The following is a 14,266-nucleotide window of genomic DNA, read 5'->3' as shown; positions in this document are numbered from 1 at the left end:
GGTTGACCGGGCGGTGACCCTGGGTACGTGGAGCAGAGGGAGATCAGGGCCGACTACGACGATCGGCACGTCACCGTGTACCAGGCGTACTCGCCGGCCATCGCCGTCCCGGCACTGGCCGCGGGCCGGTTCGTGCCGCCGTTCAAGCGCGGCCGGATGACGTGGGTGAAGCCGTCGTTCCTGTGGATGATGTACCGCTCGGGGTGGGGGACGAAGCCCGACCAGGAGCGCGTCCTGGCCGTGCGAATCACCCGATCGGGGTTCGACTGGGCGGTGCGGGCGGCCGTGCCGAGCGACGAGGGCGTCGGCCGCAAACCGGACGTCCGCGTGCAGTGGGACCCGGAGCGGGACGTGCGGCTGAACGCGCTGCCGCACCGGTCGTTGCAGCTCGGGCTGGCCGGCGAGGCGTCACGCCGGTACGTGGACGAGTGGGTCGTGGGGCTGACCGACGTGACGCCCCTGGCCCACCGGGTGCACGCGCTGGTGCGCGCCGGTGACGTGGACGGCGCGCGTGCCCTGCTGCCGGTGGAACGCCCGTACCCGATGCCGGTCAACGAGGGCTGAGCACGGCTTTCAGCTCCGCCGGGCGGACCGCCGTCGGCACCAGGGCGCCGAGCCGGTCCGCCAGGCGGGTGTCGCGGAGCAGGACGCCCTCCCGCAGGCCGTCCGCCACCGCCGCGTGGTCGCGCTCGCGGGCCGCGTAGACGGCCTCCAGCTCGCCGTCGAGCAGGCGCTGGTAGTCCTCGCGCCAGTGCCAGCCGATGTCGGCGCCGAGCCGGGTGTTGGCCGCGTAGGCCGAGCCGCCGTTGGCGATCTTGCGCGCGTAGTGCCGGTAGCCGCGGTCGGGCACGTGCAGGATCTCCAGCGGCGCGAGCGGCGACTCGGCGCCGACCAGGGGGCCGGTCGCCGTGTGGTTGCCCTGCGCCACCTCGACGTCCGGGTCGGCCCGGTGGCACACCTTCGGGCCGATCCGCGTGCCGCGGGCGGACAGCGAGGCGGTGTCCCTGATGACGAGGCGGTCCACCCACGGCGCGGCCGGGTCGACCGCCGGGTCGGGAATCAGGTTGTCGCGGCGCGCCCGCACGACGCCCGCCCCGCCGACCGCGGCGAACGCGGCCGGCAGCGCGTCCCGGCCGGGCGCGGTCGCCCCGGCCGGCCAGAAGAACTCGTCGGCGTCGGCGTTGACCACCCAGTCCGCGCCGAGTTCGGCGGCCCGCCTCGCCATGCGGGTGACCCACCGGCCCTGCTCGTAGTCCTGGCTCGGTTCGCGGTGCAGTTCGAGGACGCCGGCGTCCCGGTAGGACTCCAGGATGTCCACGGTGCCGTCGTGCGACCCGTTGTCGGTCGCGATGACGAAGTCCACCCCGGCGGCGAGGTGGTGCTCGACGGTCGCCGCGACCACGTCGGCCTCGTCGCGCACCAGCAATGTCATCAGCACGCGCACGGCACGCCCCCTTGTCCCGATCCGGCACGGGCAGCGTACGGACCGCGCCGCGCGGTGAGAACGGCGAGCACACACGGCGGTTGTCATGCTGGGCGTCATGGGTCGGTGGGTCGGTTTCGCTGCGGTGCTGGCCGCGTGTGCGGCGTGTTCGACGGAGGGCGCCGGGGGCACCGCGCCCGGCACGACCGCGCCCGAGGGGCTGAAGGTCGAGGTCGTGGTCTCCGGCCTGAGCCACCCGTGGGACGTGGGGTTCCTGCCCGACGGGCGGATGCTCGTGCCGCAGCGGCCGGGGCGGATCGCGCTGGTCGACGGCGGCCGGGCGACCGACGTGGAGGCCGACCTCGGCGACGTGGCCGCCCGCGGCGAGGGCGGGCTGATGAGCCTGGTCGTGCACCCCGACTTCGCGGCCAGCGGCCTGTTCACGACGTGCTTCAACACCTCCGCCGACGTGCGGCTGGTGACGTGGCGGCTGGACGGCGCGAAGGCCACGAGGGTGAAGGACCCGCTGCTCGCGGGCCGGCCGGCGAACCCGAGCGGCCGGCACTCCGGGTGCCGGATGGCGCTCGACCGGGACGGCAACCTGCTCGTCGGCACCGGCGACACGGCCCGCGGCGCCGTGGCGCAGGACAGGGCGAGCCTCGGCGGCAAGGTGCTGCGGATCGACCTCGCCACCGGCGAGGGCGTGCCCGGCAACCCGTTCGGCGACCGGATCTACACCTACGGGCACCGCAACGTGCAGGGCGTGGCCGTGCGGCCGGACGGCACGGTGTTCACCGCCGAGCACGGCCCCGACGTGGACGACGAGGTGAACGTGCTGAAGCCCGGCGGCAACTACGGCTGGGACCCGTCACGCGGCGGCACGGTCGGCGGTTATGACGAGGACGTGCCGATGACCGACCTCGACCGGTTCCCGGACGCCGTGCCCGCCGTGTGGTCCTCCGGCGACCCGACCGAGGCGATCTGCGACGCCGCGGTCCTCGTCGGCGGGCAGTGGGGCGACCTGGACGGCGTGCTCGCCGTTACCGCGCTGAAGGGCGCGAAGGTGCTGCTGTTCACGATCACCGCGGAGGGCGGCGTGGGCGCGGTGGCCACCCCGTCCGAGCTGGACGGCACGCACGGCCGGCTGCGCGGCGCGGAGCTGGGCCCGGACGGCGCGCTCTACGTGACCACGTCGAACGGCGACGACGACAAGGTCCTGAGGATCACCCGGAACTAGCCGGAACCTCCGCGAGCCGGAACCACCCGGGAGCCGGAACCACCCGGAGCCGGCCACGAGCCACCCGGAGCCGGTCGGGACTAGCGGGTGCGCAGCCGGGGCTTGTGGTCCATGTGCGACAGGCCCTTCCAGGCCAGGTTGACCAGGTGCGCGGCGACCTCGTCCTTCTTCGGCTTGCGCACCTCCAGCCACCACTGGCCGGTCAGCGCCACCATGCCCACCAGCGCCTGGCTGTACAGGGCGGCGAGCTTGCGGTCGTAGCCCTGGCGGGAGAAGTGCAGCCCCAGGATCGACTCGACCTGGGACGCGATGTCGTTCAGCAGCGACGAGAACGTGCCGGTGGACGACGCCACCGGCGAGTCGCGCACGAGGATGCGGAAGCCGTCCGTCGAGCCCTCGATGTAGTCGAGCAGCGCGCACGCGGCCTGTTCCAGCAGCTCACGCGGGTGCCCTCCGGACAGGGCGTTGACGATGTGGTCCATCAGGTACTGCATCTCGCGGTCCACGACCACCGCGTAGATGCCTTCCTTGCCGCCGAAGTGCTCGTACACGACGGGCTTGGACACGCCCGCCCGGTGCGCGATCTCCTCGATGGACGTGACCTCGAAGCCCTTCTCGGCGAACAACGCCCGAGCCACGTCGAGCAGCTGCTCGCGCCGCTCCTTGCCGGTCATCCGCACGCGCGGCACCGGTGTTTCCCCGCCGCGCCGTCTCCCCGCCACCCAAACCACCCTAAACACCTGCCCCCCGCGGTGACCGCGAGGGGCAGGTGGTCGGTTACCTCTCGGCTGCTGCTCCGACTACTTCTTCGCGCTGATGCGGGCCAGGCGCTGCTCGTTCGGCCAGCGCACGTTGGTGGCCCAGCCGAACTTCTCGAACAGCCAGATCATCCGCGCGGACGTGTCGATCTGACCGCGCTTGACGCCGTGCCGGGCGCACGTCGGGTCGGCGTGGTGCAGGTTGTGCCACGACTCGCCGAAGCTCAGGATCGCCAGCGCCCAGACGTTGGCGGACCGGTCGCGGGCGGCGAACGGGCGGTCGCCGACCATGTGGCAGATCGAGTTGACCGACCACGTCACGTGGTGCAGGAACGCGACCCGGACCAGGCCGGCCCAGAAGAACGCGGACAGGGCGCCGGACCACGACATGGTGATGAGGCCGCCGAGGAGGGCGGGCGCGAGGAGGCTGATCGTCGTCCAGAGCGGGAACAGCTTGTCGATCCGGACCAGGTCCTTGTCGGCCAGCAGGTCCGGCGCGAAGCGCTGCGCGTTGGTCTGGTCGCGGTCGAACAGCCAGCCCATGTGGGCGTGCCAGAAGCCCTTGGCCAGGGCGACGGGGCCGCTGCCGAACAGCCACGGCGAGTGCGGGTCGCCCTCGCGGTCGGAGAAGGCGTGGTGGCGGCGGTGGTCGGCGACCCACACGATCACAGGGCCCTGCAGGGCCATGCTGCCCGCGATGGCGAGGCCGATCTTGAGCGCGCGGTTGGCCTTGAAGGAGCCGTGCGTGAAGTACCGGTGGAAGCCGATCGTCACGCCCAGGCCGGCGAGGTAGTAGAACGCCACGAACAGCGCGACGTCGACCCAGCCCAGCCCCCAACCCCAGGCGAGCGGCACTGCCGCGAGCAAAGCCAGGAACGGCACGATGACGAACACGTACACGCTGAACTGCTCGACGTGCCCACGCCGTCCTTCGATGATCGGCTTGGGTCCGCGATCCTCGGGACCTTGCGGCGTGGACCTGCTCTCCAGGGTGCTGGTCATACATCAACCTCTTGTTTTCGGGGACTACCTACGGAACCGTAACTTACGCCAGCGTAAGTTAGGTGAACCTTGACCCGCCAGAGCACCGGGCAAAGTTTTGGCGTGTTCTCAGGAATTCGGGCGTGTCGATCACGGCGGGCGCATCATTCGGCGATGGAGTTGTCGAACGTGCGACCACGGCGTCGCCGGCGGATCGCGGCCATCTCGCTCGCGGCAGTGTTGTTGCTGGTCAGCGGCAGTCTGCTGGGGTTCGGCTGGTACTACAGCGGGCAGCTGCTCGACCCGGAGAACGCCCGTCCCGGCTACCGCGACACCGTCACCGCGTCGGCTCCGGGGACCGTCTCGCTGGCGGAGTCCAGGGTCACAGTGCTCCCCGGCACATGGGGTCTCGTGTGGCCGGGCGGCGGCGCCGAGGTCGGCGAGGTGACCGGGCGGTCCGGTGGTGCGGTGGCGCGCGAGCTCCGGGGCACGCCGCCCGCCGACGGCACGCCCGTGCGGCTGGAGACCTCGGTGTGGACCAGCGACCCCCGCGCCGCCCACGGCCTCGACTACGCGGAGGTCCGGATTCCCACCGAGCTGGGTGACGCGCCGGCGTGGTTCGTCCCCGCGACAACGCCCACCGCGGCGGCTCCCACCTGGGTCGTCGCGGTGCACGGCCGTGGAGGCACGAGGGCCGAGGCCCTGCGGGTGATGCCGGCGCTGCACGCACTGGGGCTACCCGTTCTCGCGGTGACCTACCGCAACGACGAGGGCGCGCCCCGGTCGCCGGACGGCCTGTACCACCTGGGCGACACGGAGTGGCGGGACGTGGAGGCGGCCGTGCGGTACGCGCGGGACCGCGGCGCGCGGCACGTCGTGCTGTACGGCTGGTCGATGGGCGGCGCGATCGTCGGCCAGTTCCTCGGCCGGTCGGCGGAGGCGGGCGACGTGTCCGCCGTCGTGCTCGACGCGCCCGTCGTGAGCTGGACGAGGACGCTGGAGCTGCAGTCGCGCAACCGGGGCGTGCCCGAGCAGCTGGTGCCCGTCGCGGAACTCGTCTCGGACTGGCGGGCGGACCTGGACTTCGACCGCTTCGACCTGGCCGACCACCCGCCCGCCCACCGCCCGCCGACCCTGCTGTTCCACGGCGGCGCGGACGGCACCGTGCCGGTGGACGCCTCGCGCGACCTGGCGACGGCGGCGAGCCGCCTCGACTGGCCCCTCCGGTACGTCGAGGTGCCCGCGGCGGAGCACACGGCGGCGTGGAACGTGGACCCCGACGCCTACGAGAGCGCGCTGACCGAGTTCCTCCGGTCCGTCGACGGCATCGGCTAGCGCCAACCCGCCGGCGTCCCACACGTTGGCGTCGCACCCCTTGGGGGTCCTGCCCGCAGTGGCCGCCCGGCTACGCAAGGTAGTTGAATGCGCGACCGTCATGGACTTCACCGTTCTCCGAAGGCCCCTGAATTCCCGCTTCGACGGCCGCTCGCGGTCGGCATGCCGCCCGACGAAGTTCACCCTGACGTGTGACAGCTACCGTCACGAACCAGCTTGACCTGCGATAACACGTACTGTCATGATCCAATTACGGAGGGCTTGCCGCCACATGAGTGGTGGTGCTGACCTTCTCGGGGCAGTCGTGACAACATGTGTTCGCGCGGTCGGGGCGAGCCCCGACCGTTCCGCCATGGTGTAAAGGCAGCACCTCGGATTTTGGTTCCGATGGTCCAGGTTCGAATCCTGGTGGCGGAGCGAGAGGGCCGGACCACGAAGGTCCGGCTGCCCTGCGTCTGCATGGGGGTGTGAGTCGCTGCACGAGGAAGCGGTCGACGAGCAGGGCAACGTGGCGACTCCGGCTCTCCACGAGATGTCCGACGCGTGGCTGGTCGGCCGCGCGAGCGAACTCGTGGCCGTGGCCCAGAGCAGCCACCTCTCCGACCAGCTCGACGCGGCGCACGAGATCGACGAGATCCTGGCCGAGGCGCAGGGCCGCGGCGAGCCGCGGATCGTCGGCCAGCTCCTGCGCGCGGCGGCCGTGGTCCGGATCGTCACCCCCGGCCTGGTCGACCTGTCCGACACCGTCCTCGACGAGATGCTGGCGCACTGCCGGCGGCACGGCCTGCTCGTGCTGGAGGCCGAGGCGCACGCGCTGCGCGGCCGCCGCTACCTGCTCGGCGGGTTCGAGGACAAGGCTTTGTCCGAGGTCGCGGGCGGTCTCGCCATGCTGGAGGAGGACCTCACCCCCGACCCGGTCATGGACAAGCGCACGTGGGACCGGCTGCTCGCCTCGGCGTTGCAGAGCACCGGGCTGGTGCTCACCCAGCTGGGCGTCTACGAGATGGCGGACGACGTGCTGGCGCGGGCGCACAACGCGATCCGGGACAGCGCCAACCCGCACCAGATCTACGTGCACCTGCTCAACCGGGCCCGGCTGCTCATCGGCTGGGGCCTGCGGCTGGAGCGGGTCGGCAACCTCGACGAGGCCGCCGAGCGGTTCGCCACGGCGTCGGCCATCGCCACGGCCGTCGAGGGACCGTTCCGCGAGTCGCTGCACCCCGGCAGGCGTGACCGCACCGCCGCCGAGCAGGTGCCCGTGATCGGCGCGGCGCACGCGCTGGACAAGCCCGGCGCCGAGCACATCGCCCGGCTGTGGAGCCTGCGCGAGCTGGCCATGTACGCCCGCGAGCTGATCATCGTGTCGATCGCGCTGTCGCGCTGCCTGGAGATGGAGGAGCTGCCGCAGCAGGCGTTGCAGGTGCTCCACGACGCGCGCCAGCGGCTGGAGCACGACACCTCCGAACCCACCCTCATGCTGTGCCTGACCCGCGAGTTCGCCCGCATGTCCGGCCCGCACGGCGAGCGCACGACGTCCGCGCTGCAGACCTACGCCAACGCGCTGGAGGTGGAGCTGTGGCTGATGCAGGAGGCCCGCACCGCCACCCTCCTCACCCGCCGCGACCACGAGCGCCTGACCCGCGCGCACGGCGCCATCGCGCAGCAGGCGTTGCAGGACCCGCTGACGGGCCTGCCGAACCGGCGCGCGCTGGACGACCGGCTGGCCGCGCTGATCAACGCGCAGACCCACCCGATGGCCATCGCCCTGGTGGACCTCGACGGGTTCAAGGTCGTGAACGACAAGCACTCCCACGCCGAGGGTGACGACGTCCTCCGCGTGATTGCGAGCACACTCCGCCAGGCGTTGCGGGGTGACGACCTGGTGGCCCGGTACGGCGGCGACGAGTTCGTCGTGCTGCTGCCGGGCGCGCCCCTGCACGCCGCCGAGGCGGCGCTCGGCCGGGCCGTGGAGGCGGTGGCCGACTTGCCATCCGACCTGTCCAGGGGCGTGACGCTGTCCGTCGGGGTGATCTCCGTGCGACCCCGCGAGGCGGCGCACGCGGCGCTGGCCCGAGCCGACTCGGCGATGTACGTGGCGAAACGCCGAGGTGGCTGCCAGGTTGCCGCCGTGGAAGTCGAGCCCTCCTCAGACGCTTAGTATCAACACCTGGCGGGAAGCCAGGCCCCTCCCGCTGAAGGCACGCACTCAGCTAGGGAGAGCGCTGATGCTAGAGGGTGTCCCCACCCCGGTCAGCACGATCGTCCTCGCAGCGGGTGAAGGCACCCGCATGCGCTCAGCCACCCCCAAGGTGTTGCACCGGATCGCCGGTCGTTCGCTGGTGGAACACGCGGTGCGCGCCGCGGCCGGCACCGGACCGGACCACCTCGCCGTCGTGGTCGGCCACGGCCGCGCCGCGGTGGCCGACCACCTCGACAGCCTGTCCACCGCGCTGGACCGCAAGATCACCGTCGCGGTGCAGGAAGAGCAGAAGGGCACCGGCCACGCGGTCGGCTGCGGCCTCGCCGAACTGCCCGCGGACCTCGGCGGCACGGTCGTGGTGACCTACGGCGACGTGCCGCTGCTCGACGCGGACACGCTCCGCGGGTTGCTCGCCGAGCACGGCGCGCGCGGCAACGCGGTGACCGTGCTGACCGCCGTCGTGTCCGACCCCACCGGGTACGGCCGGATCGTGCGGTCGGCGGACGGTTCCGTGGAGGGGATCGTCGAGCAGAAGGACGCCTCCCCCGAGCAGCTGGAGATCACCGAGATCAACTCGGGGGTCTACGCGTTCGACGCGGCGGTGCTGCGCGACGGGCTGTCCCGGCTGTCCACCGACAACGCGCAGGGCGAGCTGTACCTGACCGACGTGCTGACCATCGCGCGGTCGGACGGGCGGCGCGTCGGCGCGCTGGTCACCGCCGACCGGTGGCTGGTGGAGGGCGTGAACGACCGCGTGCAGCTGGCCCGGCTGGGCGCGGAGCTGAACCGCCGCCTCGTGGAGCGGGCCATGCGCTCGGGCGTCACCGTCGTCGACCCGGCCACCACGTGGCTGGACGCCGACGTGCGGCTGGAGCGCGACGCGCTGATCGAGCCGGGCGTGCAGCTGCGCGCGGGCACCGTCGTCGGCGAGGGCGCGGTCGTCGGGCCGGACACGACGCTGTCGGCGTGCGTGATCGGCGCGGGCGCGACCGTCGTGCGCACGCACGGCACCGGCGCGGAGATCGGCCCCGGCGCGTCCGTCGGCCCGTTCGCCTACCTGCGGCCGGGCACCCGGCTCGGCGAGCGCGGCAAGATCGGCACCTTCGTGGAGACCAAGAACTCCGACATCGGCGCGGGCAGCAAGGTGCCGCACCTCAGCTACATCGGCGACACCACCATCGGCGAGCACTCCAACATCGGCGCGGCCAGCGTCACCGTCAACTACGACGGCGTGAACAAGCACCGGACCACGATCGGGTCCTACTGCCGCACCGGCTCGGACAACATGTTCGTCGCGCCGGTCACCGTCGGCGACGGCGCCTACACCGGCGCCGGGACCGTGGTGCGGCGCGACGTGCCGCCCGGCGCGCTGGCGGTGTCCGGCGGACCCCAGCGCAACCTGGACGGATGGGTGGTGTCCCGCCGTGCGGGCACCCCCTCGGCCGAAGCGGCGGAGCGCGCTCTGACGCCCGAGAATGAAGGCACAACCGATGAAGGGCGCTGACGTGAACCCCACGATGGCCGGGACACCCAAGAAGAACCTGATGCTCTTCGGCGGACGTGCCTACCCGGAGCTGACCGAGCAGGTGGCCAAGCACCTGAACGTGTCGGTGACCCCCCAGTCGGCGTACGACTTCGCCAACGGCGAGATCTTCGTGCGGTTCGAGGAGAGCGTGCGCGGCTGCGACGCGTTCGTCATCCAGTCGCACTGCGCCCCCATCAACCAGTGGCTGATGGAACAGCTGATCATGGTGGACGCGCTGAAGCGGGCCTCCGCGAAGCGGATCACCGTGATCATGCCGTTCTACCCCTACGCGCGGCAGGACAAGAAGCACCGCGGCCGCGAGCCGATCTCCGCGCGCCTGGTGGCGGACATGTTCAAGACCGCGGGCGCGGACCGGCTCGTGTCCGTCGACCTGCACACGTCGCAGATCCAGGGCTTCTTCGACGGCCCGGTGGACCACCTGTGGGCCATGCCGCTGCTGGCCGAGCACATCCGCGACAAGTACGCGGGCCGCGAGCTGACCGTGGTCTCGCCGGACGCGGGCCGCACCAAGCTGGCCGAGAAGTGGGCCGACACGCTCGGCGGCGCGCCGATCGCGTTCATCCACAAGACCCGCGACCCGATGCGGCCGAACGAGGTCGTCGCGAACCGGGTCGTCGGCCAGGTCGAGGGCCGGCTGTGCGTCGTCATCGACGACATGATCGACACCGGCGGCACGATCACCAAGGCCGTGGACCAGCTGCTCGCCGAGGGCGCGTCGGACGTGGTCATCGCGGCCACCCACCCGGTGCTGTCGGGCCCGGCCGTGGAGCGCCTCCAGTCGTGCGGCGCGCGCGAGGTCGTGTTCACCGACACCCTGCCCATCCCGGCCGAGAAGCGCTTCGACGCGATGACCGTGCTGCCGATCGCGCCGCTGCTCGCGCGCGTGATCCAGGAGGTCTTCGAGGACGGCTCGGTGACGTCGCTGTTCGACGGCAACGCCTGACCGACCCGGCTGGAACGGGCTCGGCGCACCGCGCGCCGGGCCCGTTCGCCGTTCCGGGAGCGGTGCCGGGAACCCCCGATTAGGCACCGTCGACCCGTCGGCCTACACTGGCCAGGTTGCCTCGGCGAGGGCGAGCATCACGCTCGGCGTGATCGACGCGGCGGTTGTGATGCCGCGCGTGTTCACCCTCCGCGCCGCCCGCCGCCGCAGGCCAACCCCCGCTTCGCCCCGCCCGACGTACCCGCCGACGTTTACCAGGCCAGACCGTTAGGAGAGCCCCACCGTGTCCGAGGTCCGTCTCGCCGCAGAGCAGCGCACCGAGTTCGGCAAGGGCGCCGCCCGCCGCACCCGCCGCGCCGGCAAGATCCCCGCGGTGCTCTACGGCCACGGTTCCGACCCGAAGCACCTGGCCCTGCCGGCGCTCGAGTTCGCCCGTGTTGTCCGCGAGCACGGTCAGAACGCAGTTCTCACGCTGGACATCGAGTCCTCCACCGAGCTGGCGCTGACCAAGACTGTCACCACGCACCCCATCAAGAACTACATCGAGCACGTCGACCTGCTGCTCGTGCAGCGGGGCGAGAAGGTCACCGTCGAGGTGCCGATCGTCCTCACCGGCGACGCCGCCGCGGCGACCCTGCTCACCCAGGACCTCACCTCGGTCCAGGTCGAGGCCGACGCCCTGAACATCCCCGAGCAGGTCGAGTACTCGATCGCCGGTCTGCCCGCGGGCACCCAGGTGCACGCGTCCGACCTGGTGCTGCCCGCCGGCACCACCCTGGTGACCGACGCCGACGCGATGGTCCTCGCGGTGAACGCCGCGCCGACCGCCGCCGAGCTGGACGGCGACACCGGTGAGGCCACCGAGGCCGAGGCCTCCGAAGAGGGCTGAGCCCATCACGTCGGGCAACTCGAACGGCACGCCTCCCCCGCCGCACGGCTGGGGTGGCGTGCCGTCGCCGTTCCTGAGCCCGGCGCAGGTGCGGTCCGCCGCGTTCCCGCGCAAGCGGGGCAAGGGCTACGACCCGGCGCAGGTGGACGCCTTCCTGCTGCGCGTCGCCGACGCCCTCGCGGGACGCGCGGTGGTGCACCCCGACCAGGTGCGGACGGTCGTGTTCACCGAGATCGCGGGCGGCTACGACCAGCGGGCCGTGGACGACTTCCTGGCCGCGCTGGAGCACCAGCTGCGGTCCGGGCACGTGCCGCCGACCACCCTGCAGACCGGTGACGCGCTGCTGGCCGTGAAACTGCCGCGCTCCCCCAACGGCTACGATCGCGGCGAGGTCGACGCGTTCCTCGGCCGGGCCGCCGCGACGCTGGACGGCCGGGGCCGGATGACCGCGAGCGAGGTCAGGCACACCAGGTTCAGCACCACGTCCGGGTTGCGGCGGGGCTACCAGGTGCGCGCGGTGGACGCCCTGTTGGACGAGCTGGAGCAGGAGTTGCGGTTCCGTGGTCGATGACGTCGCCCTGGTCGTCGGGCTGGGCAACTCCGGACCCAAGTACGAGGGCAACCGGCACAACGTCGGCTTCCTCGTGCTGGACGAGCTGGCTTCGCGCGTGGGCGGGAAGTTCAAGGCGCACAAGGGCGGCGCGGAAGTGGTGGAGGGCCGCCTGGCGGGCCGCCGGGTCGTGCTGGCGAAGCCGCGCGGCTACATGAACACCTCCGGCGGGCCCGTGGCGGGCACGGCGAACTTCTACAAGGTGCCGCCCGCGTCGGTCATCGTCGTGCACGACGAGCTGGACCTGCCGTTCGGGACCGTGCGGCTGAAGCTCGGCGGCGGCGAGAACGGGCACAACGGGCTGCGGTCGATCACGAAGTCGTTGGGCACCAAGGACTACCACCGGGTGCGGTTCGGGGTGGACCGGCCGCCGGGCCGGATGGACCCGGCCGACTACGTGCTGCGCGACTTCTCGCTGGTGGAGCGCAAGGAGCTGGCGTTCGAGCTGGACCGGGCCGCGGACGCCGTGGAGGCGTTGCTGGAGCTGGGGCTGGAAGCCGCCCAGAACAAATTTCACTGAGCACAAGTTCCACTGAGCGCGAGCTCCGCTGAGCGCCGGTTCGCGGGACTACGGGCGGCGACGCCGGCAGCTACGGGCGACCGAAGCGGGGCCGGCGGTCAGCCGCCGAGCGCGCCCCGACGTGCCGGAGCGCGCTCGGCGACCGAACGTCAGCCGGTGGGCACCAGGGACGCGGCGGCGGCCCGGCGCAGCTTGCCGGACGGCGTCTTCGGCAGGCTGCCGGGCTTGAGCACGACCACCGAGTACGGGCGCAGGCCGACGGCGTCCACGACCCGCGCGCTGATCTCCTTGCTCAACGCCCGCACGGCGTCGTCCTCGCCCGCGAGCTTCGACTCCACCACGACGGCGAACCGCTCGCGCCGGGTGCCCGCGTCCAGCCGCACGGCCACCGCGTTGCCCGCGCGCACGCCCTCGACGGCCGACGCCGCGCGCTCGATGTCCGTGGGGTAGATGTTGCGGCCGCCCATGATGATCACGTCCTTGCGCCGCCCGCAGACGACGACCTGGCCGTCCACCACGTACCCCTCGTCGCCGGTGTCCAGCCAGCCGTCGGCGTCCTGGGTGGCGAGCGGGCCGTTCACGGTGAGGTAGCCGGGGGTCACGGCCTCGCCGCGCACGCGCAGCTGCCCGACCTCGCGTTCGCCGCGCACCGCGCCCGACTCGTCGACGACCTGCACCTCGAGGCCGGGCAGCGGCGGCCCGAGCAGCGGGAACGCGCGCGCGTTGGGGCTGTCCCCCGGCACCGGAACGGCCCGGCGGCCCCCCTCCAGCTCCTCGGGGTCGACCACGTCCACCGAGAGGCCGGTGAACACGGGCGCGAACGCCACGCCCAGCGTCGTCTCGGCCATGCCGTACGCGCAGAGCACGCACTCCGGCCGCAGCCCGAACCGCGCGCCCTCGTCGGTGAACGACTTCACCGCGGCCGGGTCGATGGGCTCGGCGCCGTTCAGCGCGATCCGCAGCGTCGACAGGTCGAACGTGCCGTCGTCCACGCCCCGCATGCGGCGGGCCGCGATGGCGTAGGCGAAGTTCGGCGCGGCGGTGATGGTGCCGCGGTAGCGGCTGATCAGGTCCGGCCACAGGGTGGGGCGGCCGAGGAAGTCCGGCGGGGTGACCTTGACCAGGTCGATGCCGAACAGCATGGGCACGGTCAGGAAGCCGACCATCCCCATGTCGTGGAACAGCGGCAGCCACGAGACCATCCGGTCGGTCTCCGGGTCCAGCTCGGCGGCGACCTCCATCGCCTTCGCGTTGGACCACAGGTTGCCGTGCGTGATGCGGACCGCCTTCGGGTCCGCGGTGGAGCCGCTGGTGAGCTGGAGCAGCGCGGGCATGTCCTCGTCGACGTCGACGGGCGCGCCCAGCGGCTCGCCGGTGAGGTCGTCCAGCTTGCGGTAGGCGACGCCGTTCTGCTCCAGGACGTCCGCCAGCGCGTCGAACGGGGCGCCCAGCAGCACGAGCTTGGCGCCGATCATGGTGAGCACCCGGAGGGTGTCACCGGCCCACTCGGCGAGGTCGGTGCGGGCGGTCGGCTGGTGCAGCATGGTCGTGCTGCCGCCCGCCAGCCACACCGCCTGCACGGCGGGCGCGATGGCGGCCGGGTCGCCCGCGAGGACCGCGATCGACTCGCCCCTGGCGACCCCTCCGGCGACGAGCGCGCCGGCCATGCGGGTGGCCTGCTCGTGCACCTCCGCCCACGACCGGCGGGTCGGAGCGTTCGGCTCCCCCGTGGTCATGCCCCGCGCCCGTCCTCCGGCACCCGTAGCGGTTGCCACCATCGTGTCCACGAACCGGCTCATGACCGCCAAGGGTAGAGCGATCTTT

The 14,266-nt window shown here is 72.4% G+C and carries 13 protein-coding genes and 1 tRNA gene; 10 read left to right on the top strand and 4 right to left on the bottom strand.

Annotated elements, in window-relative coordinates:
• Positions 1-27 precede the first annotated feature (27 nt).
• The gene (locus ACRAKH_RS03585) at positions 28-564 is read left to right on the top strand and encodes a DUF4291 domain-containing protein (RefSeq protein ID WP_380728515.1); all 537 of its coding nucleotides are present in this window, start codon (positions 28-30) and stop codon (positions 562-564) included.
• Here ACRAKH_RS03585 and ACRAKH_RS03580 read toward each other — a convergent pair.
• Positions 551-1,444 (bottom strand): glycosyltransferase family 2 protein, encoded by an 894-nt coding sequence (locus ACRAKH_RS03580; protein WP_447009618.1) that lies wholly within the window; start codon positions 1,442-1,444, stop codon positions 551-553. The two genes, ACRAKH_RS03585 and ACRAKH_RS03580, sit on opposite strands and share 14 nt — an antisense overlap.
• 97 nt (positions 1,445-1,541) lie before the next feature.
• Between ACRAKH_RS03580 and ACRAKH_RS03575 the strand changes: the two genes are divergently transcribed.
• A complete protein-coding gene (locus tag ACRAKH_RS03575) occupies positions 1,542-2,660 on the top strand; it encodes a PQQ-dependent sugar dehydrogenase (protein WP_380723838.1) in 1,119 nt (372 codons plus the stop codon).
• Between the two features lie 80 nt (positions 2,661-2,740).
• Here the strand turns inward: ACRAKH_RS03575 and ACRAKH_RS03570 are convergent, their stop codons facing one another.
• Both ACRAKH_RS03570 and ACRAKH_RS03565 read right to left on the bottom strand, forming a co-directional pair.
• Positions 2,741-3,334, bottom strand: a complete 594-nt coding sequence (locus ACRAKH_RS03570) for a TetR/AcrR family transcriptional regulator (RefSeq protein WP_053719425.1) — start codon at positions 3,332-3,334, stop codon at positions 2,741-2,743.
• 126 nt (positions 3,335-3,460) lie between these two features.
• On the bottom strand, positions 3,461-4,420 hold the full coding sequence (locus ACRAKH_RS03565) for an acyl-CoA desaturase (protein ID WP_380723837.1): 960 nt from the start codon (positions 4,418-4,420) through the stop codon (positions 3,461-3,463).
• Positions 4,421-4,573: 153 nt separating this feature from the next.
• On the opposite strand from ACRAKH_RS03565, the gene ACRAKH_RS03560 reads away from it, so the two are divergent.
• From ACRAKH_RS03560 to pth, 8 genes are all read left to right on the top strand, one after another.
• Entirely contained in the window at positions 4,574-5,734 is a 1,161-nt protein-coding gene (locus ACRAKH_RS03560; RefSeq protein WP_380723836.1) for an alpha/beta hydrolase family protein, read from the top strand.
• 346 nt (positions 5,735-6,080) lie between these two features.
• Positions 6,081-6,151 (top strand) — tRNA-Gln (locus ACRAKH_RS03555).
• Between the two features lie 91 nt (positions 6,152-6,242).
• The gene (locus tag ACRAKH_RS03550) at positions 6,243-7,892 is read left to right on the top strand and encodes a GGDEF domain-containing protein (RefSeq protein ID WP_380723835.1); all 1,650 of its coding nucleotides are present in this window, start codon (positions 6,243-6,245) and stop codon (positions 7,890-7,892) included.
• Between the two features lie 67 nt (positions 7,893-7,959).
• Complete coding sequence (gene glmU / locus ACRAKH_RS03545) at positions 7,960-9,438, top strand: bifunctional UDP-N-acetylglucosamine diphosphorylase/glucosamine-1-phosphate N-acetyltransferase GlmU (RefSeq protein ID WP_380723834.1); 1,479 nt, start codon at positions 7,960-7,962, stop codon at positions 9,436-9,438.
• 13 nt (positions 9,439-9,451) lie between these two features.
• Positions 9,452-10,423: a ribose-phosphate diphosphokinase gene (locus ACRAKH_RS03540; RefSeq protein WP_380723840.1), complete on the top strand. Its 972-nt coding sequence runs from the start codon at positions 9,452-9,454 to the stop codon at positions 10,421-10,423.
• 283 nt (positions 10,424-10,706) lie between these two features.
• A complete protein-coding gene (locus ACRAKH_RS03535; RefSeq protein WP_380723833.1) occupies positions 10,707-11,312 on the top strand; it encodes a 50S ribosomal protein L25/general stress protein Ctc in 606 nt (201 codons plus the stop codon).
• A gap of 58 nt (positions 11,313-11,370) precedes the next feature.
• Entirely contained in the window at positions 11,371-11,883 is a 513-nt protein-coding gene (locus ACRAKH_RS03530; RefSeq protein WP_380723832.1) for a DivIVA domain-containing protein, read from the top strand.
• A complete protein-coding gene (pth, locus tag ACRAKH_RS03525; RefSeq protein ID WP_380723831.1) occupies positions 11,873-12,442 on the top strand; it encodes an aminoacyl-tRNA hydrolase in 570 nt (189 codons plus the stop codon). Before ACRAKH_RS03530 ends, pth begins: the two co-directional genes overlap by 11 nt.
• A gap of 149 nt (positions 12,443-12,591) precedes the next feature.
• On the opposite strand, the gene ACRAKH_RS03520 is transcribed toward pth, so the two are convergent.
• A complete protein-coding gene (locus ACRAKH_RS03520) occupies positions 12,592-14,241 on the bottom strand; it encodes a fatty acyl-AMP ligase (RefSeq protein ID WP_380723830.1) in 1,650 nt (549 codons plus the stop codon).
• Positions 14,242-14,266 lie beyond the last annotated feature (25 nt).

The organism is Saccharothrix hoggarensis, assembly GCF_052936025.1.
This window is presented reverse-complemented; position numbering and strand designations above follow the sequence as displayed.

Coding starts and splice junctions, on each gene's coding strand:
- ACRAKH_RS03540 (WP_380723840.1), top strand. CDS start 9,452: ATGGCCGGGACACCCAAGAAGAACCTGATGCTCTTCGGCGGACGTGCC.
- ACRAKH_RS03520 (WP_380723830.1), bottom strand. CDS start 14,241: ATGAGCCGGTTCGTGGACACGATGGTGGCAACCGCTACGGGTGCCGGA.
- ACRAKH_RS03560 (WP_380723836.1), top strand. CDS start 4,574: ATGGAGTTGTCGAACGTGCGACCACGGCGTCGCCGGCGGATCGCGGCC.
- ACRAKH_RS03570 (WP_053719425.1), bottom strand. CDS start 3,334: ATGACCGGCAAGGAGCGGCGCGAGCAGCTGCTCGACGTGGCTCGGGCG.
- glmU (WP_380723834.1), top strand. CDS start 7,960: ATGCTAGAGGGTGTCCCCACCCCGGTCAGCACGATCGTCCTCGCAGCG.
- ACRAKH_RS03565 (WP_380723837.1), bottom strand. CDS start 4,420: ATGACCAGCACCCTGGAGAGCAGGTCCACGCCGCAAGGTCCCGAGGAT.
- ACRAKH_RS03575 (WP_380723838.1), top strand. CDS start 1,542: ATGGGTCGGTGGGTCGGTTTCGCTGCGGTGCTGGCCGCGTGTGCGGCG.